Annotated in this window: 12 protein-coding genes and 1 tRNA gene; all 13 read right to left on the reverse strand. The window is 41.0% G+C overall.

All coding sequences use genetic code 11. The features are described 5' to 3' along the window. Window positions 1–54 precede the first annotated feature (54 nt). On the reverse strand, window positions 55–1,452 hold the full coding sequence (locus EO131_RS04020) for a cadherin repeat domain-containing protein (RefSeq protein WP_127019158.1): 1,398 nt from the start codon (window positions 1,450–1,452) through the stop codon (window positions 55–57). Between the two features lie 284 nt (window positions 1,453–1,736). Further along, a complete protein-coding gene (locus EO131_RS04025; protein WP_127019160.1) occupies window positions 1,737–2,525 on the reverse strand; it encodes a hypothetical protein in 789 nt (262 codons plus the stop codon). Further along, complete coding sequence (locus EO131_RS04030; RefSeq protein ID WP_127019162.1) at window positions 2,509–4,080, reverse strand: hypothetical protein; 1,572 nt, start codon at window positions 4,078–4,080, stop codon at window positions 2,509–2,511. The genes EO131_RS04025 and EO131_RS04030 overlap by 17 nt, the downstream gene beginning before the upstream one ends. A gap of 3 nt (window positions 4,081–4,083) precedes the next feature. Next, window positions 4,084–6,474 carry a hypothetical protein gene (locus EO131_RS04035; RefSeq protein WP_127019164.1) on the reverse strand — a complete coding sequence of 797 codons (2,391 nt, stop codon included), beginning with the start codon at window positions 6,472–6,474 and terminating at the stop codon, window positions 4,084–4,086. Then, entirely contained in the window at window positions 6,471–6,836 is a 366-nt protein-coding gene (locus EO131_RS04040) for a four helix bundle protein (RefSeq protein WP_127019166.1), read from the reverse strand. Before EO131_RS04040 ends, EO131_RS04035 begins: the two co-directional genes overlap by 4 nt. Window positions 6,837–6,951: 115 nt before the next feature. Next, window positions 6,952–8,304, reverse strand: coding sequence for a PKD domain-containing protein (locus EO131_RS04045; RefSeq protein ID WP_127019168.1), 1,353 nt, complete (start codon window positions 8,302–8,304; stop codon window positions 6,952–6,954). After that, window positions 8,304–11,591: a T9SS type A sorting domain-containing protein gene (locus tag EO131_RS04050; protein WP_206512841.1), complete on the reverse strand. Its 3,288-nt coding sequence runs from the start codon at window positions 11,589–11,591 to the stop codon at window positions 8,304–8,306. Before EO131_RS04050 ends, EO131_RS04045 begins: the two co-directional genes overlap by 1 nt. 901 nt (window positions 11,592–12,492) lie before the next feature. Continuing rightward, on the reverse strand, window positions 12,493–14,655 hold the full coding sequence (locus tag EO131_RS04055) for a fibronectin type III domain-containing protein (protein ID WP_164731609.1): 2,163 nt from the start codon (window positions 14,653–14,655) through the stop codon (window positions 12,493–12,495). An 11-nt stretch (window positions 14,656–14,666) separates the two neighbouring features. Continuing rightward, on the reverse strand, window positions 14,667–19,373 hold the full coding sequence (locus EO131_RS04060) for a hypothetical protein (RefSeq protein WP_127019175.1): 4,707 nt from the start codon (window positions 19,371–19,373) through the stop codon (window positions 14,667–14,669). A gap of 271 nt (window positions 19,374–19,644) precedes the next feature. Next, complete coding sequence (locus tag EO131_RS04065) at window positions 19,645–21,342, reverse strand: ABC transporter transmembrane domain-containing protein (RefSeq protein ID WP_127019177.1); 1,698 nt, start codon at window positions 21,340–21,342, stop codon at window positions 19,645–19,647. Then, entirely contained in the window at window positions 21,305–22,405 is a 1,101-nt protein-coding gene (locus EO131_RS04070) for a hypothetical protein (RefSeq protein ID WP_127019179.1), read from the reverse strand. Before EO131_RS04070 ends, EO131_RS04065 begins: the two co-directional genes overlap by 38 nt. 9 nt (window positions 22,406–22,414) lie before the next feature. Continuing rightward, entirely contained in the window at window positions 22,415–23,128 is a 714-nt protein-coding gene (locus tag EO131_RS04075; protein ID WP_127019181.1) for a hypothetical protein, read from the reverse strand. Window positions 23,129–23,433: 305 nt separating this feature from the next. Continuing rightward, window positions 23,434–23,509, reverse strand: a tRNA-His gene (locus EO131_RS04080). Window positions 23,510–23,533 lie beyond the last annotated feature (24 nt).

Consider the following 23,533-nt stretch of genomic DNA (forward strand, 5'->3'; position numbering starts at 1 on the left):
AATTGATTTGGGGTTATGCTGCGTTTTGTTATTATATTTTAAATCATATTGAACCTATTCGTTACTACAATTATCATTTAGCATATCTTCAACTGTTGGGTTAAATAAATTTTCCGTTACTGTATACACACCTGAAAAACCATTATTGAATATCGTTTTAAGTCCACAAAAATCGTTCAATTTCTCATTATTTTGGATTGTTAAGCGCTCTGTCAAAGAAACTAGATTTACCAAACCGTCTAAATTCTGTAGAGATTTACAATTATATAATTTTAAATGCTTCAATGAAGTTATACCTGCCAGCCCTTCAATATTTTGTAAATTGAAACAATTATTAATAAACAAATCCCCTCCTACAAAAGTCAAATTGTGAAGCCCATTAATATCAAAAAGATGTTCGTTTCTAAATAACCATAAATCACCTTCCACCGTTTGAAGATTATTCAATCCATTCAAGTTGATAAGGTTAGGGTTATTGTTAAAGAACAGGGAGCCTCCAATCGTTGTGAGGGAATTCAAATCAAAAACATTGTTCAAGTTCTCGTTTTGAGCAATTTTTATACCCCCTCCTGTCGAAATCAAATTATTGAATCCTTGTAAGCTTGTTAGGGAATTGTTTTCTGTGATTTCAATTCCACTTTCCAAACTTTCAATATCGGAAAAAACACCAAGTGAGGTTATTTTAGGATTATAACTTACGTTAATGAAACTATTGACCATAATACCTTGTAGGGAACTTATATCCTCCATTTCTGTATTGCTGGAAATAACACACTTATAAGCATATACAATATTTAACCCTTCCAGAGATTTTAGAATAGTAGTTCCAGATACCCACAAAGTACCTCCGATCGCTTCTATTGTTTTTAAACTGGATAAATCAACGATAGGGCTTTCAGAATCCTCGTCATATCCTATTTTAAAATCCCCTGTTATTTCCCTATACTTCTTAAGGCCAAATTCATCTACCTCTTCTTGATTTCTTAACTCAACACTACCAACGAATATATCTTCGTCCACATCATTTATGGTGATAACAATGGCACTTTCTTTAGAAATGTTTCCATTTTCCACCTTTATTCTTCCGGTAATACTGGTGTTTGTTTCAAAATCATAAATGGAAGTCTTATCCACATATAATTGACCTGTTTTAGGATCAATACTAAAAGCACCAACAGGTATTTGTTCGATAATGGAAAATGTTACACTCCCTTTATTTGTTGTGCCGGGTACAGTTCCTATTGATTGGTTTTCCGTAGGGTTCTCATCAATTGTGAAGGTCTTATCTTCAGTTTGGACAGTTACTATTACTTCTTGTTCCTTTGGATCATCCTTGCTGCATGAACAAAATAGCGTCAAAAGGACAATTAGTACTGAAAAACAGAACTTGGCCTGTATTTTAGCGTTACAACGCTTTTCTCGATGAAGTACTGCATAATTTTTACGTAGCATAAGTAAATTTTTTAATGGTTACTAGTTATTTTCTCCCATACTCCTTTTTGGAAGAAAATTGATTTGAGGGTTATGCTGCGCTTTGTTTTTGGTGTTAGATCATGATAGATATTTAATTTTAATTATGCCAATGTCGGGCAAAGCCCACCAAGTAAGCTGCCTCTGGATTGCGGAATTTGTACTTACGGCTCATATATGTTCAATCATTTTTTTATGCTTAATCACGGTTTAGGGCACGAGCCAAGAGGCTCGCGCTAGCGAGGGTCCTCGCGCTAGCGGTGAAATCACTCAATAAATTTTCTCATTGGATCATCGCTAGGGATTTCTTTTAAGTCCAAGTATCTACCATAATTCAATTTAGGGTCATCGTTTAAATCTCGTTGAATGGTTTCCAATAGATTTATTTTTCCATTATTATCTATTTCATACTTCTCAATAATGCAGAAATTATCAAATGTCACTTTTTTACCATTATGTATTTCACGCGAATCATAGATATACCTATTAAAATGGTTCTTATCTAAAAAACCAAAATGGTTTGGTCGAATACCATCATACGTTATCATTTGTTTGGATAAGATAATATGATCTACAAGTTTTCCCTCGTAATCCAAAATGAATAGATAATACATATCTAAATCCCCATCGTTAACACCGTTAGACTTGGCAACAAATAGAGACACCAAATTTTCAGACAAAAATGACTTAATCCATGAGTAGGGAAATATTTCCTTTGTCTCACCATAAGTTCGAATATCCTCATCGTGGTTATAGTACTCTACTCGATCATAAAGACTATCCTTTGGAAAACCGAGATACTTCTCGCTCTGCATTTGGTTAAACTCATAACCGTCACCTTCCGATTTAGGTTTATTTAAATCTGTAAATCGATAATTGTTCATTCCATAATCTTTAATCTTACTTATTCCATTGATTATTTCTCTAAATTGTTCATCAGAAATTTTGTTTTTAAAGGATTCTTCCTGTGCATGGGAAGAACAGCCTAGAGTAAATATTAAAACAATTAATATTAAGTAGTTCATTCTGTATGATTTTTCAGTATGATTTTTCATGATTTTTTCTTATTTCTGTAGTTATATAATAGTATTCAGGGGTTGATTTGTATTCTGTGGTTCCCTTTAAAATTTTCAAGTTTTCATCTAAATATAGTTTGTTATTTGTACTTGTTCCTTTTCCCAAGATAGATGTTCCCACCTCATAAAATCTAAAATAGTTTTGCTCCCTTTGTTCATCATAACCCATTCCAACAACAACTACATAATGATTTGTTATACTAGGAGTATTCCCTGAACATTCTTCTTTCCAACCAATAATATCTTTATCCTTGTTTTTAATAGCTTTAGGATGATGAACCCCTATCAATATTGGCAACTTATGTTCTTTTAAGGAGGTTTTTAAAATATTAATTCCTTCCTCAAATTCTTCTTTGCTTTTCATTGTAATGTTTCCACAATCCTGTTGAGAGCTTTGAGCAATGACAACCTGCTTAGATCTATCTGTGCCAGTTCCACTTCTTTTTAAAATTTCATTGCTAGCTCGATTACAACAAGCCCATTTCCAACAACTTGTTCCTTTATACATATTATCAATTTGGCTTACCCATTGTACATCTTCTAAAAAAATGTCTTCAAACTTTGAGTCATCTTTTTCAATTATACCTCCTGTATAATTCTTATAATCCACCACACTATTTATATAGTGCTGTGTGCGGTACTGATCATCACAGACCAGCCCAAATTGTTTATCCACCAGATAGGGGTTTATATGAAATTCGCTCAACTTTATGGCACTAAACACCTTCTTAACCTCATCCTCCTCATACCAAGCTCCAAATTCTGCAAAATGCAAAAGGTAATAGAGCTTTCCCGCTTTAATCTGTTCGGTCGTCTCACCTCCTCCAGCTCTACGGCGTGGTATTTTCATTTCCCGTGTTGCATCAATTTTGAGAAGGTCCAAACGTATATCCCAGAAAGTTCCATCATCGTCAACACTCTTAAAAGTTGTTTCTTTATTTTCAATTTTTTCATAGGCTTCCGCCATAGCCATAACCAAACGTTCATTATACTGCGTGCGCAAGTTCCCCATAAGGTTGTCCATCATAGCTTCGTATTCTTTGAATAATTTTGTCACTTCCGCATCGACCTTTTTAAAATCCTTTATTTTATCTTGTAAATCTGCTTCTGCCTTCGCAATGGCCGTGGAATCAAGAGACAACGTATCTGCTTTTAGAGCATTAAGTTCCTTGGTCAAGGCGTTTGCTTCGTTTGTCAGCCGCTTCCATTCCTTTGACTTACTATCAATGATTTCCAACTTTTGGTTGGGTTGGGTTAAGCTCTCCTCTTTAAGAGCCATCAATTTCTTGATGTCAAAAGATTCCGATTTGTAAAGAGGTATTTCAGCATCTATCTGCTTTAAATCTATACGTACTTTTACTTCCTTGTCATCTGAGGTGGAAAGATGAAGATAATAGGTGGCCGTTTTCTTTTTCGTGGTTTTTACTTCCCTCATCAAGGTTTCCATACTGGTGTAAATGGTATCCTTAGGGGTAGGGGACGCATGGCATAAAAAGCCCCAACATAATAGGGCAAAGAAGGTTAAGTTTTTCATTTTCTAAAAGAGTTTGGTAGATAGGGCTATTTTTTCTGTAATGGTTTCTATGAGTATTTCTTTAACTTCAAAAATCAGTTCACTTCTTTTTGCGTTCTCTTCCAATCGGTTGTAGATATAAATACCTAACTTCTCTCCTTCATTCTCCAATAAATTGCCCAGTTCTTGGGTGCCTTCGTCTGTTTGCAGGTTTGTGGATATATAGTTCAACATCTGCCAACGTTCATATTCAAAATGTTTTAGCAAATCCTGTTCACTAGTGTTAGCTGCAACTGGCTGCAACACATTGTTTAATTGGTCCAACCAGGGAGCGTTCAAATCCAAGGTTTCACCCGTTTCGGTCACTACAATGCTTTCTTCACCAAATTGATGCAATCCATTATTCAAATTATCTTCACTTTCACTCACAATTTTCTTTAAAGCATCTTTGATGATGGAAGCATACGCCTTTAAGAAATCGTCCCGTTCCTTCTCTGCATCTTTAAGTTCGCTCTGTGCGGCTTTAAAATCATTTTTTGCTTGATCGGCCAATTCTTGATTTCCACCTGCAATCGCTAAATCATACTGTTCTTTAGCAGCGTTCATCTTTTCAGTGGCTGCCTGTAGTTTTTCAGCGATGGGTTGTGGTAGTTCTTCTTGAGCTTGTTGCACCATCATTTCGGTCAACGTTTTGATGTTCTCTCGTGTGGCACTATCAATACCAATGTTTGATAGCAACTCGACCAATTGAGCCAAAGTCATTTTTATATCCTCAATCGCCTGATCCACATCCACAATCCCAGACCATTCTGCATCATAGCTGGTTTCCACCATGCCTTCCACCAACTGGTAATCGGTGTTGATCTTAATGTTCTCGAACTCCACCCGTATACGGCTGAATTTGCCAATGTTCACTTCTCCCCCACTAACAATATTTGCTGCATCAATCACTTCCTTGTATTTTTCCAAAAACGGCAAGGTGATATAGCCCCAACCTGTAAAGTAGCCGTTGTTTCCCGATACCCCTCTGACGACAATTGGGAAGTCCCCCGCCGTGAATACTTCATAAGGATCCAGTTGCGGCAAAGGCTCTTGATTGGCAATTTCAATCTCGGGCGGGATGCCACAATTGTAGTAGGCCATCTCGTCCTCGGTGGGTGTGGTGAACTCGTGTATCGCGGAATAGGCCAATCCCTCATCTCCCACTTGTTGCGAAGCTTGGATCGGGTTGCAGTCCCCACCTATCCTAAACTCGTACACGGTGCCCGCTTCCATGTTGCGGATGGTGGCCTCGTTCGTCCGTGACCATAGCCCGAACCAATCATCTTCCCCAAAGCCTTTTTTGCGGTACTGTACCCGGTAGCGCAAGTGCTCGCCCATTTGCCAATTGATCTTTACGGTCTGGGAGTTCTCGGCCTTGGAGAGCACAAACCGGGGCGGTGGGCAATCGGTCCGGTAGGTAAAGTGGTAGATCTCGCTCAATCCGTTGTTGCGGAACAGGGAGGTCTCGGTAAAGCCATCGCTCACAAAGGCCCTGACCTGCCAGCCGTAGGTACTGCCCTCCAAAAGGGGCGTCTGTGCGGGACCATAGTGCAGCGTATTGGCAAAGGTGGTGGTCCGGTACAGTGGCGGTGCGGCAAAAAAGCCGGCCTGTGGGTCCATGCCCGTGTCCCACAGTTCCTTTAGGGTGAACTCGTACTGTACTGCGGGTGCGTTGATGTGCCTTGGCGTCCAGTTGAAAATGATGTTCTGTGGCTGCCGGGCCGTGACCACGTCGCCACGGAAGGGAACGTTGAGCAGGGGCGGGTCGTTGAGCACCAAAAATATATGGGCACAACTGCGGTTGGATATCCGCTGGCCAGAAAATTGGTCGTACACCTCAAAACAGAAACGGTACTGCCCTTCGGGCAGCTGTCCGCTGTACTGTTTGGGACCGATTCCCACCAGATTCTCCGGTTTAAAATAGGGCTGCAGGTCCAGATTGGTCAGGCGTAGGTTGATTCCCCCGTTAAGGACAATGGGCAGTGCACCGGAAACAAAGTCCGTGGACTGGAAATTGATGCCGGGGCCTTCAACGAAGAGTTTCAATCGCACCTGCCTTCCCGATTCCTGGGCATCGGTCAACAGAAGGTTCAAAAACAGTTTTTCTTGGGTGGTCGTGGTGTAATCGGACAGTTTAAAACTGTAGGGCGGCACTATTTGGGGCGTGGCCTGTACCGGATAGATTTGGGCGGATGCTGTTACAGTTAGCAGATAGCAGTAAACAAAGAGCAGTATTTTTAAGGTTTTTCTAAAATAACTGCATACATCCCACTGCATACTGTCCACTGAAAACTGCCCACTGCTGACTGAAAACTGCCGACTGCCTACTACCTTCTGCCTACTACCTTCTACTGACTTAAAAACATTCTTCATCTGTTATTGAATTTATTAGGATGCTGAATCATGTATCCCAAAAGCTTTCCTATCTCCAATGATTGTTCGTACAATTGATCATGAACGTCCTTGGAAATATATTCGCAGGTAAGTGCAAAATCCAACCAAACCTGAGTCTCGGTGTTCTCCATATCCGCATTGGATAGTTTTGCCGTGAAGTGTTTTATATACAATCGTTTTCGATACCCTTCCGCCAAATTTGAGCATACCGACCGGGAACTTCTTCGGATCTGATCTATTAGAGCAAAGCGCTCCTCTTTCGGAAATGTTTTGGTCACCTCGAAAACCGCCATGGCCAGTTGAAACCCTTTTTGATATGCTTTTAATGTTTTGAACATCATTTTATCTTGCCTTTATACTACTCTTAACTGCCCACTGCTTACTGCTTACTGCTTACTGCTTACTGCCCACTGACTACTGCCCACTGCCTACTGACTACTGCCCACTGCCTACTGCCTACTGTTTCTGCACCTTAACATCCACTACGATATGTGAATTCGTGCCATCCTGAACAAACTCCTTTACTTTAATGGCCCCTTTTCTACCGTCCCAGAATTCAAAAAGTACTATCCTAGGCACCACGGTGTTGTCAAAATCCTGAATCCCGCCGATGGTTTCTTCAATATTCAACACACCAAGTAGTGAATCGTCCTCCATAGCATCGAACTCCATAACTGAGAGCGATGCTCCACATTCGCAAGATTCCTGTAGGTTGATAATTTTGGTATGCTTTGCATCGGGGATTGGTTCGAACGTATAATCTGAAACCTCATCCGGAGATACAAACTTGTTGAAGTTGAAATCCTGATTCAATGCGAAAAAAGCGATATCGATACTACTTCCTTGATCCAATGGAACACTGGCGGCATCATATACTTCCCTGGTCAATGTGGAATACAAGGCACCCACTTGATTGGTATGATGGGCAGTACTGATTCCCAATTTAACATCCCTTAATATCCTAAGGTTGGTGTTTTTATATATTGTAACCTCCTTGCTAATGGTATGGCTTCGCTTGCTGTTGAAAGCTTTGAGTTTGATTTGATGGACACCGGGTTCATTTATGGCAATGGTTGGGTTGGTTTCCAAACTGGAGGATGGGGCGGCGGTACCAAATTTCCATTCGAACCCGGTAGCGCTAATACTTTTATTTTTGAAGTTCAAGGTAACCGGGGCTTGAAAATCATCGTCCTCAAAAGCAGGTACTATATCAAAATCAGCAAGAATATCAGGGGCTACCATAACCGTATCGGAAACCAGGATTGTTTCTCTACCATTTCCAGCTTTTAGGGTTATGATGTGGTTGCCCGGTTCATTAAAAACAATGTTTTGTGGTGATGCCACTGTTGAAGAGGGTGGAATCCCATTTTCAAACGTCCATTGATAATTGGTTGCCCCTGTTGTTCGGTTTTCCATGTTAACAATCATAGGTAGGAACGCATCGTTCTCTATGTTCACTCGAAAATCCGGTACAATCGCATCGTCAACCGTAATTTGATAACTGGAAACTTCTTTTGTTCCGTCCTGGTTCGATGCTTCCAAGGAAATGGTATAGTTCCCACTTGCCGTATAAAGAATGGTGCCCGGGTTTTTGTCAGTGGAAGATGCCGGTACTCCCCCTTTAAAAGTCCATGAATAAGTATCCGCACCTTCGGTTAGGTTCGTAATCTTTACTCGCACGGGAACAGAATAATCGTTGTTCTCCACTTCTACCCCAAAATCCGCATCAATGGGCAGGGCCACTTCCTTGGCACACGATGTTAAAAGCCAAATTGATACAACAACGGCTATGTATTTAATGCTTTGCATTATAGAATCACAATCTTTCTGATTTCACTTCCTTTGGGAGTTTCCAGCAACAAGAGATATACGCCCGAAGCCAGATCCATGGCGTATGGCACCTCGTACACGGCACTGCCAGTAAATTGCTGTTCGCTGAATACATGATTTGTGGTCAAACCAAAAATCCGCAAGGATGCCGTTGATTTTTCCTGGAAGGACACCCTAACGGTAAATGAGCCTGTCGATGGGTTTGGATATACTTTAAACTCTTTGATGAAAGGTGATAGCGCATCCCCGATATCTGGCAGTTCCCTTGCCGCTGCCACAATAATTGTTTTGGTCACATCTTGGTAACATTCACCTTGATAGTTTCGTAGACCCACTTCGTAAGCCCCTGGGTCATCAAAACGGACAATGGCCATGCCTTTACTTTGTTCAACAACTATTGCTTCATCAGGAAAAACCCATTCCTCATTAGTTCCTATGGGGTTACTTGTATTTACCAGAACCACTTCTTCCCCTGCAAAGGCTTGTGATGTAATCAAAAACTGGGAATCAACTTGTACTTCCACAGTTGCAATTTGTATGGTATCACTTCCCGAACAACCCAAACTATTGGTCACGGTGGCTGTATAAATTCCAGGGTTGGACAGCGTGACTTGGGGCGAAATACTGGAAAACCCGTTGTTAGAGGTCCATACATATGTTGCGGCCGGGTCATCCACCGAAATATCCAAATAGTGTTCCTGTCCGTTGCAAAGCGTTCTGTCCTCGCCCAAATCAACTGCACTTGGAAAAGGTGCCGTCAACTCAATATCTTTTGACGTAACGCAACCAATAGCATCCATCACGTTTAGGGTATAGGTGCCTTCACCTAAATTTTGGAGTGACAAGGTATTTTCTTCGCTGTTCCATAGATAGGTATAAGGAGGGATTCCGCCAGAAATCGCAACAGAGATGCTTCCATTGTTGGCATCATAACAAGTGGGAGCAACCGTATCTATTATATGGATCACCAATTCCTCGGGCTGATCTATGGTCATCTGACCACTTACCTCACAACCATAAAAATCCTTGACATAGACAAAGTAGGTTCCAGCCGTCAAATTTTCCGTAACTTCGGAGTTGGCTCCTGAAGACCATGAAACTTTGTAAGGAGGCATTCCGCCCTCTATGGACACCGATGCAAAACCGTCGTTTCCGTTAAAACAAGAAACATCCATCTTATCCAATTGCAATACAATGGGTTCCGTTTCAGCGACCGGATACTCAAAATCCATGGGTTCTTGTAATATATTGTCCACGTAGGTGCCCAAAATAATTCCGTTGGCATCTTTGATATTGACCGCATACTCGCCGGCAGCCACATTGTCCAACACATTCCCGGTAACATTGGGAATGATTTGCCAGTTGTTCTGCCCATCCTTTTTCTTCCAAGTGTAGCTATAGGCGTACAGGCCATCAATCAAGGGGTTAAAGGGTACTCCACCTGATGCGATGGCCATCAATTGTCCATCATCGGCCGGATTATTGAATTGGTTACCACCATTACAGGATATGGGCATGGTTTGTTCCACACTTAACGCTAAAGCAGGTGGCTCTTCCAAAACTAACTCAGCAATATAGGTACATCCTTCATTTTGAACAGCATTTGCATAATTGGCATCGGTTACAGTGATGGTGTAAGTACCTGCGGGAATGTCGAACACTAGTATGGTGTAGCCGTCAGGGGTAGGCTCTGCGGTGGTAGTATTGATAAGGTTGTTTCCGGCATCCCGCCATTCATAGGAGTAAGTGTTGTCGTTAAAGGGCGTTCCGCCGTTTACCTGAACCGTAATGCTGCCATTGGTAAAGCCATTGGCGGTAGGTTCCACATATACGGGGTTGGTAATGGTTACTGGAGTATCGGGTTGTCCAATAGTGACATCCGCTTTGGCCTCACAGCCCAAAGCATCAAACACATGAACGGAATGGCTACCCAACCAAAGGCCCTCAGCCGTCTGAGTTGTTGCCCCGGCTGACCAAAAATATTCATAAGGGGGTGTTCCGCCACTAACAATTGCGGTGGCTGTCCCATCGGCACCTCCATTACAGTTAATGTCCGTTTTTTCTATTTGAACGGTGAGGAGTTCAGGTTCCTCCAACTTATAGATTACGGGGTTGGCCTGTTGTAGTATGTTGTTCACATAGGTTCCAATTGTAATTTCATTGGCATCTATTACATTTACTGCATACTCGCCCGCTTCAAGATTACCGATAATGTTGGAGTCATTATTCGGGACATCCTGCCATTCGTCGTTTTCATCTTTTTTACTCCAAGAATATTTGTAAGGTGGCACCCCACCTGAAGCAATGGCGGTCAACTCACCATCGTTGGACGGATTATTGTAATCATTGTTGCTATTGCAGGAAATCGGCATAGATTCCTCAACGGTCAATTGAAGTTCTGGAGGTCCGGGCAGCTCAAAATCCTGAATAAAGACACAACCGCCTTTGTCGTCCGCTTGGTTGTAGTTGGCATCTGTGATCCGTAAAAGATAGGTTCCTGCGGTTACGTTTTCCAAGGTGATGCGGTATACATTATTTACGTACTCTGCGGAGCTGGTATTGATAGGATTATCCGCTTCATCAAGCCATGTATAGGTATAACTTTGGTTTGGAAAAGGTGTACCCCCTGAAACATCTACGGTAATACTGCCATCAGTGAAACCAAAGGCGGTGGGTTCAATATATTGAAAAAGATCGGCTGATATAGATTCCAGCGGCTGATCAATAAGGATTTTGTCCCCACCATCATCTTGTCCTGCACAGGTAATGTTGCCATTGACCCGTTGAACGGCTACGGTATAACTCCCTTGGGACCGACCATTAACAATTTGGGTGTTGAGGTTGGGGTTGCTAAAATCCATCCAGTTCCCCCCGTCGATGCTATATTGATATTTCCCTTCTTCCGAACCACCAGAGGCCGTAATTTTAAAACGGCCATCACTTCCTCCATTACAATAAACATCGTTTAGATGTTGGAGGGAAAAGATTATTGGGTCAGGGTCTTCTACGAAAAACGAGTCATCGGAAATCTCTAGGCTATCCCAAGGTTCATCGGCTTGACCCTTAGGATGGGTCTGATATTTAATCTTATACTCTCCGGGCTTTAAAATATTTGAAAACTTATATGAAAAAGTATTGTTTTGGTTATCAATTAAAACTGTGGTGTCTTCTTGTTCCAAAATTCCACCATCTATGTCATTTGCATCATAAACTGAAACAACCAGTTCTTCATTAATATTTTCATCTAAATCCCTATCCACAGTCATCGTAAAACTGCCATCATTAGCTCCTTGGCAGGAAGTTTTGTGGGGGGTTAGGTCAAGGAGTTCTGGGGAGCAAGAATCAAAGACAAATGTGAGTATATCAGAATAATCATTACTGTCATTTGATTCATTTTCAACGTATCTAAGTCTTATAATGATTGAATAACCAGGTTCAGCTCCTGGCAAATCTTCAATTCCCAGACTTGGAGGTCCATGATATCCGTAAGGAATAGCTTCCTCCCAATCCTGTATAAGATCATTTACATCCCATATTTGATATTCGAACGCATAATGGGAGTTAATTCCACAGGCATTAACTTTCAAGTCAATGTTATCACCACAACCTATGGAATTATCATTTTGAAATTGAGGGTTCAAACTTTTTAAGTTTTTACCAAGCTCAGCCACTCTAACCTTAATAGAGGAAATTATGTTTGTGTTGTTATCATAGTCAAAGTATTCAGTACATTCTTCAAAGTTTGGAATATCATAGGCATAGTTCACACTAAATAAGTTAGTACCTGCATTTTGCAATCCTTGTTTTAAGGCAATACCAGTATGCACATCCAATCTTCCAGAAATACCAGCGGAAAAAGGATTAAAATCGGTTATGAAAGATTGGGAAAAACCAAAAAAATTAGAAAAAATAGGAAATTTCAAATTATTTCCACAAACATTATAACTATTAAGTGTTACTATGGCATCTATTGGAGGTGAACAACTTTCGCTATTATAAAATGAATAACCCAAAAAAATAATATCTGATCCTTTTGGATTTTCATCAAACATTAAACCTCCATCCAATGTGATGGTAATTTGTGACTCATAGTATTGGCCAAAAAGATAATTGCTATGAAATAGAGTAAAAGAGATAATTAATAAGCAAACATTTTTTTTCATCACTCTAATATTTTATGTCCAACATTGAAACTTCACTCACACTACCATCCCTAAACACCACCCGAAACAGATACTCATAGGTATTGTTCGGTTTTACTTTGCCATCCACAATCCCTTTGGTATCCACAGGAATTTCCTTTAACAAACTCATGGGGTTACCTTGTACTCCTTTGTAAATAGCTATTTTGGATGCATTGGGTTCGGTATACGGTTTCCATCGGATTGTTATGGTTCCCGCTTCCCTATCCGCTTCGCCGTACAGTCCTTTTAAAGGGGGAGATAAACTGGTCTTGGGCACAATTACCGTAAGTGGTGGTGCGGGGTCCGATTCCAATTTGCTGTCGTCAACGGCGATAAGGGTATAACTGTACTGTTGTCCTTCTTTTACATTTTTATCTGTCCATTGTTCAGTAGGCAGGGGTTTAGCAGGCGGGGAGGCACTGGACAGTTGGGCAGTGGACTGCATACTGCTATCTGTATACTGCCCACTGTTCAGCGTATAAACAAGTTTCCACTCCAGATTATCCCGTTCCTTTCGATATACTTCATGCCGAACCACATCTTCACTGGAGCTATTGGCCCAAGTGAGGTTCACATTTCCATCATTAATCTTGTAGGATTTAAACACAGGTTGGGTGGGTTTGATAAAGTCCGGTTTCTTAAGTTCCAAAATCTCGGAAGGCTCGGACATATTGAAGCGTTGGTCGACAGCAATCAGTTGGTAATACACTTTACTGTTCAGGTTCTTTACCGAAACACTATCGGAATAGGTAGTTCCTTGGTGCGGAGAAACCGTAATCTGTGAATATTCCTCCTCCTTATTGTTTCCTTTAAAAACACGATACCCAAGAATATCCTTGTCGGTATTAGGAGTCCAGGTCAATGTCACCACACCCAAACTGTCCACTTCTCCCTTAAACCCTATGGGTTTATCGGGCGGAATGGAATCCACGGGTTGGACCAAAGCGGGAAACGAAGTCCGCTTACTACCATTTTTGCCCAAGGCAGTTATGGTCATGTAGTTCGTTGGCATCAAGCCGTTATACCGTACCTTACGAGCTTCAGGCGGAATATTTTTTACTACGGTTTTGTAGGCTCCGTCTACGTTATCGCTTCGGTTGAGTTCAAATCCAGTGATCAGGTTATTCCCCTCTTCCATAAACTCCCACTCCAACAACACGGTTTTGTCATCTTCAAAATATTTCGTGGTGATATGGGGTACGTAGGCCAGGTTCTTCTCGCCAATTCCAGAAACCACTTCCGAGGCGGGACTTATTTCTCCAAAAGGTGTTTTTCCCTTGATTCTGTAATAATAGGTCTGCCCGTTGGTAATGGAGTCCGTATAGAACATCCGTAACGGGTCGGTTTTTTCACTGTTGTTAAGACTGGTCAGTGGCAAATCGTGCAATCCTTCAAAATTGACCCCGTCCACAGACCTTTCCACAAAGTAGCTGTTGTAGATTTGATTGTGGATAGCGTAGTTCCAGCTCAACATAGATTTGCCATCAAAAAAAACAACGGCCAAATCCAACGGTTTTGGTAATTCCTCATAATCCTGAAGACCAGTGAACACCCCACCTTTGTTGACTTTCAAAATACTCTCAGGAACCAACGATGTTATTTGATATACATATTTTTCATTGGCTTCCACATGATGATCTATATAACCGAGACCTGCCATTTGTGCCACCTCAAAATCTTGATCGGCCGCATACAATCCCCAAGCAAACCGTTGCTCCTGCTCTTCGGCCAAATTGATGATGGCAGATAGCTGGTCCATGCCTTCAACATCAAATCCCTCTCCATAAATGGATTGTGCCATAACCGCCGCATTATCGTTTATCTCTACCAATGGCATCCATTCCTCCAATGGTTTGGGCAAAAAGATTCCCAACGACTTTTCTATGGGAGATGGAAGGGTCTCATTGTTCCTGGTTACCGTGTATCGCTTTAACTCATAACCATGCGCATTGAGTTTTCGCCACGCCAATGGAGTTGTAACGGCCCACCGGAGCATTATTTCACCATATTTTTGCGGACGGGCCATAACCACAATCTGAGGCGTTTCCACCGCCAAAGAATCCTGCTGGGCGTATACTTGGTCAGTGGACAGACATACAAATACAGCCATCAGCAAAGAACTTCTTAAAATCAAGGGTAGGTTCATTGATTTTGGCATTAGTAGGGATTGTTATAGTTAAAAATTTGGGAGGTGCCCGCTATATTTCCCGGTAGGATGTACTGAAACTTTACTTTGTAGTCACCAGCGCGAATGGGCGGCATAATTCCATTGATGATGTAATTGTATTTATGGATTTGGGTTTGATATTTCTGAGGTTCATGCAGGTAGGCATTTACCACTTTATACTGAATATCGATGAAGTCCTGTTTGTAATAAAAAGGCAAGTTATAACGATAGGGTATTCTTCTATCCAACAAAGAATAATTGGGATTGGTTTCCAAATAGGAAATGTACCATGTAATAATATCCACACCCCGTTTAGGCGGTAAGCCCAATTCATTAACATCCCGGTCCACTGTAAAGCGGGATTCCAATGGATACCCTTCATAAATGAGCGGATCAATGGCTTCATGGTAATAAGAATCACTTAAGACAGCTTGCCTAGCAATCATTGGTTTTCCATCTGTATACTTACCGCCCAGTAACTCTTCTTTGTCAAAACGTTCCGATGGTATCACATCTACCTGTAAAGCGTGTACATTGGAGGTTATGGGATCCAATAAATATTGGTCGATCTTTTTGGCAGTTACCTTTTCCTTAAAGGTGTTGTACTGACTGGTCGAGAACTCATAAGCCAAAATTTCTGTTTCTTTCGCCTTTTGGGCCGTTGTGCTTATTTCTCTGTTTAGAACCTCAATTGAGTTTCCTTCCTGCTCGGTGCCATGTGCTGCATAATTTTCATTGGCACTCCCTGATGATGCCACTTGCGGGGATGTGCTCAATAATTTAAAGCTATAGGTTTGTTGATTCTGTAGCGATGGAAAATCAAAGTGGATCATTTTATCCGAAACATTGTAAGACACTTCGTCCACACTTAAGCTTTGGTTGCCCGCTGTAAACCTTGTGGCCTGTACCCAATCGGTCTGAGGTGCAAACAAATAGGGTTGTCCACGTTTTAATTTTACATAGCCCGAGTTCCTTTCATTTTGATAGAAATACTGTTGGTCGACCACAGGATACGAGTAAACCACATTGGTCAATGGAATATAATCCGGCGCTTCACCCGTGGTAAAGCTACGTTCCTCCAGTTCTTTGGCAGGTTTTCCTTCATAGGTTAAAGTAACCCATCCGTTCCCTCTTTTTTCTTGAAAACTTACGGCCACTTTTACATGAATGGGTGAATTGGGGGGCAAAATATCGTGGGATATAAAGTTCGCCAAATCGTTGTTCTCGTTCCATTCCAAGTCACCATTTATAGTATTCCCTTGGCTGGTAACCGTATACTCATCCAAAAGAATTCGGTAGGTTTTTACCCCCTCATCATCCTCCAGTTCAAATGGATGATTAATACGCATATTAAAGGCTGCTTGGGGCACCGTAAATACATCCGTTTCGTTGGTACCATTTCTTGGAGTTACATCGGAAATCACTTTAAGTCCACCTAAGGGTGCCCCACCAACTATTTCGCATTCCTCGCCCAATTCTATCTTGAACCTGAAACGACCTTTTACAAGTCCACCGAGAAGGTTAAAATGTCCGCCCAAATATCCTTTAAACCATGCCGGATTGGGTAATTTCGCCTGCAATAAGACAGCCGCACCTGCTTTGATTATGGGTATTTTCTTGCGCACAAACATCAATTTTATATTAATGCCGAGTTCGCCTTGCAGGTAAGCATACGCCTGTCCATTGGCATACCAACCATCAATACCGATCTGTCCACTGCCTTTGCATGCCGTTTCGCCATAATCTTTTATCATGATATCGAAGCCCAATCCAGCTTGAAACCGTGCATAGAATATCAAAAAGGTCATATCGCCAGTGTCTACACTAAAGTCTGCACCAAAGGCAAAGCCCATACCGCTTTCCAAGGCATTTAGGTCTCGCATATAATCCAATTGAGCCAAATCTACCCCAAGGATTTCGGCAACAATTGGAGGCGGTGGAGGACTTCCCGGAAGGTCTTCTCCGATCATCAAGTAAGAAGTGCTTTGTAAACTAAAGCCGCCCAATCCCAATTTTAAGCCAATTCGATCTTCAGGTGTTCCAATATGCAAGTACCACTCATCAGGTTCTATATGAAAAACTGCCCAACCGGCCCTACCTCGTGGACCCACTCCTTGAAAAAAGTTACCTGGTGTATTCACATAGATTTCCAGTTCAGCATGGAACGTACTATGTTGGAAATCCATCTCCATGGCAAAATGGGCATCGATTCCAATATCAAAGGTCAAACCTTCCTGTGGAAAGCTCACCTTACTGTAATTAACCAAGTTGGTTTCCTTGAGGCGTTGCATGGTCGGGTTGTTTTCCCCAAAAGCATTGATGTTTTCCTCTAAGCCCTGTAGCTTTTGCTTGAATTTCTCCCCAAACTCAAAATCCAGTGCTTTTACAATATGTCCCTCTCCAAAGAACATTACACGGTTCAGCCCAAAATGGTTGTTGAAGTCCATTTCAAAACCGACTTTACCATTAAAGGCTTTTTCATTGGCAAGGGCAAATCCGATAAGTGCCCTAAACCCCAATCCATTGTTTGCATTGGGGATATATGATTGTCCCGAAGGGATCATAGCGGAATACTCCCCTGGCTTTTTGCTCATTTTGTAATAAGCTCCCCCTCCAAAACCATTTACCTTGGCCGGACCAATGTAAGCGGGTGTTATAGACTGTGATAAATCTGCGTATGCATCCACAAACCAATAACGAAAATCTTTTTTGCCAAACCATGCCGAAGCATCCACGGCTATTCCATTAAAAGTGGCTCCCAGTTCCCCATAAAAACCATCACCATAAACCGGGTCGTCGCTTTTAACATCTATCATGCCGCTGATTTGGATGCTTCCCAGATCAGCTTCCACAAATATTTCATTCAGTTCTATTTTTTGAAAACGCCAGCGATGAAGACCGTCCTTTTCATTGAAACCGCCCACAATGGAAAGCGTAGTGTTTCCGGCAAAACCCTTTTCCATCATATTCACGTCAAGATTAAAGGTTAGAGCAGCAGTGGTATTACTGGAGGTAAATTCAATATCAGATATAGTCACTGGAAAATTGGCAAACTTCACATCACCATTATACCCCATATAATCCACTTGAAAATAAGGTGAGACCGTTTGGAGTTGAAGATTTTGGAAAGTAATCCCTTTAAAATCAACGGTTCCCTTATTTGGGTCGGATGTATTGTTACTGCCTTTAATGGCCAAATTACCGTGAAGTACTGCTTTGGGCCTGAATCTTTTTTCGGAAACACGCAGCTCCACATACGAATTGGCCGTAATCGTTGCCTTTGCCTTAAACACATCAAAAGGTATTGCATCGTTGGCTTTGGCAGAAAGTAGGTATTCATCATTTACAGGATCGATGATGGCTTCATAACTTAGTGCCCTTTGGTTGAGTGTCGTTGTATCACTACCCTCTTCAGGTGTTGCTTCTTTGGTAAGGGGCAAAAGAATTTTACCGTTAAATCCTGCCCCAACCAAGGTATTTGCAAGCAATTCAGCTTCTATATGATCTACGGAGAATTGCCACTTGGATGCATCACCTTCATCAATTGGCAACACATTATCGGCGGAAAAAATTCCGGAAACACCCAAGCCATCTATCAGCAGGTTTGATGCTTGGAAAGTAACCCGCTCATCAGTATTTCTTTTTTTAAATTGTTTGGGCAGAATAACCTGTACATTATTAATATATACCCCTCTCCACAACTGTTCGTTTCCAGAAACTAGATATTGTTGATACCCTGCAGGGAATTGTACACTTGGTGAATTTCTGACATCACTAAAGTCGAATACGGCATTCTTTATAGTAAAAATAATCCCTGCCTTGCCTGATCCATCAACATTTTGTGGTTTGGCCAACTGAAAGGGTGGCAAATCAATTTCAACTAAAATATCATTCCAATCCCCCACTACAGTTTGAAAATGTCCTTGCACATTTTCATTCGGAATTACCTCGTAATTGGCATCAACTGGCTCCAATATGTTTCTGGAAAAAAGTAGATCGGCTGATACGCCCAACTCCTTAAAGCCTCCGCAATCAATGGTAACATAGGTTAGGTCCTGAACATTTCCTGTATCCATCATAAACCCACCTTTTAACCCCACTAATCCATTGCCACCATTGATCGGAATACCAATATCCCCCAACAGTATAAGGTTTGCATCTCCATATATACCTCCTTGGTGTGAAATTTTAATATTGTCCGCGCCAAAAAATAGTTCTATGGGGTTGCCGTCTTCATCGGATTGCGGTATTCGAATATGAACAAAGGCTGTGACCTGTGTATATTCAGTTGTAATTTTGGCCTTACTGATGGCCATTGTATACATGATGGTCCCAATTTCCTTTTTAACCCCAATGGGAAGTGTTACCAAATCATTTGGTGCAATGAGATTGACAAAGTTTTGGGTGGTCTCAAGTTTTTGGAAAACGGCCCTGGCTTGGTCCCTTTGTTTCCCAATTGTCGTGTTTGGTAAAAACGTATTGATATATTCCTTACCCAAATCACTTACTTCTAATTTTAATGAGGGTAGGCTTGGAGCTAATTGATCGTCCAATTCTGAAAAAGTCCGTGTGATTATTTTGGACTTTGGGGCAGATGGATTAGATGAAATTGAGTCACTTTCTTTGCAATTAATACTGGCGGAAACACCATGTACTAAAAAATACATGTAGTAAAACAATAAGATTCTTTTTCCCATAAAAGTGTTCTGATTGGTCGATAAAGAAAAATCGCTGGTTGTGTGGGAAAATAATCCAATTGATGTGTATAGTGGGGCTTAATTGATGGATGGCCTTTTTGAATTGACGAATGGAAAAAAGGCAAAAGAAAGTGGTTAAAATTTAAAAATTCACGTAACAAAAATCCCAAGCAGTTGAACTTGGGACGTATTCCATTTAAGGTTATGCAAACAATTGGCACCAAAGCCACACCAAAATAGGACACCTTTAAGTATATCTATTTAAGAATTGTCATTGCTGCTCTACAAACTTGTTCTCTTTTATTACATAGCTGCGATCAGGGGTCAACCCTTCAATCGGGTTTTTATCCAGCATTAAGATTGTTTTTTTGTTTTTAAGTCCGTTCAAAAGGGATTTGATATAGTCCCGAGTAGCAGGGTTTAATTCTTTGAAGGGCTCATCGATCAGTAAAATGGGCTTATTGGTCAAAAGAGCGCGACAATACATCAATAGTTTTTTTTGACTGCCGGTCAAAATGTTGCCCAAGTCCCCAATCCTATCATTTAGCGTCAACATATCCTTGGGGTGCTCAAATTGTTGAAGGTCTTGTAAAAGGGAAGCCGCCTTGTGCTTTTTATCCTTTTTTCTGGCATAGACGATAGCTTCATAAACGTCCTTTCCAAAAAGTGGAAAATCCTTGGATACAACGGCAATATTTTTACGAATGGTCTTTTCCGAAAGTTGATCAATTGTATAACTACCATACGTGATGCTTCCTTTGGCGGGAAGGTACATTTTGAGCAAAAGACCCACAAAAGCACTTTTACCGGCACCCGAATTTCCAATAATGATGGTGGTTTTCCTCGGCTCAATGAGCAAAGACGCATTTTTAAAAACCTCTCGATCGGAGTTGGGGTATTCAAAGGAAATTTCCTTGAACACTATTTTCCTTTTCGACAAGTCCACATTTTGGAACTCCAAGGTGTTTTCGGACTTTAAAGAGAAAATATTTATCAATTTTTCGAACGAGATGTTCCCAAGTTTCCAAACAATGCTCACCCGCAGTACCCTTCTAAATATGGGAAGGAAAGAGATGATCAAAAGTATCAATATCAACAGGGCCGATTGGTCCACCGTGGTATCTTTGGTACTTTTGATATAATACATGTAGGTCATCAAAATTCCGAGCATGAAATAGGTCAATGCAGGAATGACCGCCTGTATGGCGCTGGACACTTTTTGGTATTGCTTACCTATTTCCAGTAGTTCTTCGGAGCGCTTTCTGTATCGTTTTTCCTCTGGGGTATATTTGTTGAACGCCTTTATGGTATGGATGCCTCTTAAACGTGTATTGATAAAAGACAACATCTGCGAACGTTTGTTTCTGCGCTTTACAGAAGTAACGTACAACAACTTATTGATGAAAAACAGGATTAGGGAAAATAGCACAATGGATCCCGTTAAAATAAGACCCAAGTTTACATCGATGTATGCAATGGCGACCAGCAAGATGCCTATCAAAAAAACGTCTTGTGTAAATCGTAACAACCCCCTGGAAATATAGTTTTGGATACTGCTTAAATCCCCGCTGTACCGGAGCAAATATTTACCAATACCCTTGTGATCATAAACTTCCGAGGCTATCTGCAGTTGATGGGCAAACAATTTTTCCCGTAGATCCTTTGCGAATTTTTCGCATATAAGCCCTATGAGGTATTTATTGATATATTCGAACACAAAGCGAATACCCACGATACAGAAAAAGAAGATCAGAAATTCGGTAAAATCCTTGGTATTGATAAAAGGGACCGATTTAATAATCTGCAATCTATGCGAGGAAAAACCGAAATTGAATTCGTAAAACCTCCCAATACTGATGGGAATCAGCAATGTTAGCACATTGTAGATGAGGCCACTTAAAAAAGTGGCAAAAAACAAGTAGCTGTTGCTTTTAGCAAAGTCCGTTATTAGCTGCCACTTTGTTTTCAAAAATTTCCGGTTTTATATTTTGCCCTAAAGTATCGATTATTTCTTTTGACATCAGATCTTCGCCCAGCAATACTTTGTATTCGGATTGCTTTCGTACTTCATCTACCAACAAAGGGCTGGTCGTAAAAAGTCCCGTGACCCCAATAATGTTATAATTGAGTTCCTTCAACATATTGGCTCCGGAAATCGCACTGATACTGTCGGCCGAAGAAAACAGCACACCATACACATTTTCGGCAAAAACATTGTTTTTCAGCAATGCTGCGGTTTCCCTTTGCAACAATCCATCGGCTATTTCAACAACGATAAAATCGGGGAAAATGCTTTTGGCCTTTTCCAGCAAGTATTTGTACAAAATCAAAAGCTCCCTTGTAGAGCACATGTAGGTTGAAGGAAATCCGAAATCCGAAAAGTCCAAGGACATTTTCGCTCCATAATCCCTAACCATGGCCTTATCTTTTGTATAAGCCGTGCCTGTCAATTTAATATAGGCCACTTTTTTCTTGGCCAATTTAAGACCCCTTGTTAAAAAGGCAGCTGAAGTTGTCTTTCCACTGTCCATACTTGTTCCCAGTGAAAGAATTACTTTCGGAATCGGAATGGTACGGGGTGAAATGTATTCCATTTGGGCTTCATGGCCCAAGTATTTGGAATTGACCACTTGGCCCGATTCGTCCACTACATAGCCAACCAAGCTTAAAGATGTTGGGCCTATCAGTTCAAACTTGTTATGGATGGAAGCCATTTTACCAACAACCCCGCCTTGTCCCAGTATGTGGTAATTGGAAGAGTACTTTGTGGGAACATAGCCCTCCAACTGTTCGGTCGCATATCTGTTGCCAAATGTGGCCATTATCAGATCGCCGGGCAAAATATATCGGTTATTGCCATTTGTGGTCTGGATTCTAGTATGTTTTCCAATTTCTTTCACCCTAAAAATGGCCACATCACCTGCTTTGGGCATATAGGTTCGCTTAATGGATTTGTCAATCAGGGTACTGGTAACATTTTTACAGATTATTGACTTCTTTAGACCTGCTGGATTTATTTTATGAAGTTTCATGATCGCGGGTTATTTAAGGGTGAATGAAAGGTTAAAACCAAATACGTTATAATCGTTTTCGGGCAAGAATTCGGTATTGAATTCTTTTTGAATAATGAAGTATATGGAGACCCCCATTGGAAAGTCTTCGAAAGGATTAAAGTTGACACCTGGTTTAAGACGATATCTTTTGATGCCACTTCCGATATCACCTCCTGTGTAATAGAAGAATTGGTTTTCCAAATACGGAGCCAAACTGGATCTTCGCACATTGTAGATTAACCGAGCAGCATAAACGCCCCGTACTTGGTATTTTTCCAGTTTATTAAAAAAGTATTGGATTTCGGGGTCGTGTCTCAAAGAAAGTCGTTTCACAATATCATGTCGATATGAAAAATTAGCAAAGACCCGTCCAATGGCCAATTTTCCGAACATCTCGGTATTAACGCCTTGATTACGAAGAGAGCGCGAATCGTTGAACAAGCCGTTCACATATCCTGCTTCAACATAGGTCCTTCTCTTTATTCGATACGACAATGCCAATTTGGTTTGGGAAAAGCTATACTCGGTAGGCGAAACATTGTAGCTGAACATTTGGCCAAATCGGAGATCAAAATCATCTGAAATACCATATTTCAGTGTTATTCCCGACCAGACTTTTAAATTTTCCGTTAAGTCTTGCGATCGGACAACGGAACCCATCATAATCAAAACAACGATGAGTATTTTTCTAGGTAAGTTCATTGAGTGAGGTTAAGAGATTAATAAATCCCACTTACAGGGATTTCAATTAGAACAACCCAAATTTTAAAACCCCTACCCCATTTCGCCCTTTTTATTCTTGTTCTTAACAGTATGGGCAATAAACTTATTGAAGACCAGATAATTAAGAATAGTATTTTTCTAGTCCTTCTAAAGAAGAAAAGTTCAAGATGGTATTACATTTCATTGAGGTATACCAATTGCCGATATTGCATCGGTGTCTTTACAGATAACTTTGAAGCATAAAAAAATCCCAAACTTTACGGTTTGGGATTCTATCAACTTAAGGGTGGAAGACCGGGTTCGAACCGGCGACCTCTGGAACCACAATCCAGCGCTCTAACCAACTGAGCTACAACCACCATTTAAAGCGGATGCAAAAATACT

It is taken from the genome of Flagellimonas beolgyonensis, assembly GCF_003992615.1.
GTDB classification, from domain to species: Bacteria; Bacteroidota; Bacteroidia; order Flavobacteriales; family Flavobacteriaceae; genus Flagellimonas; species Flagellimonas beolgyonensis.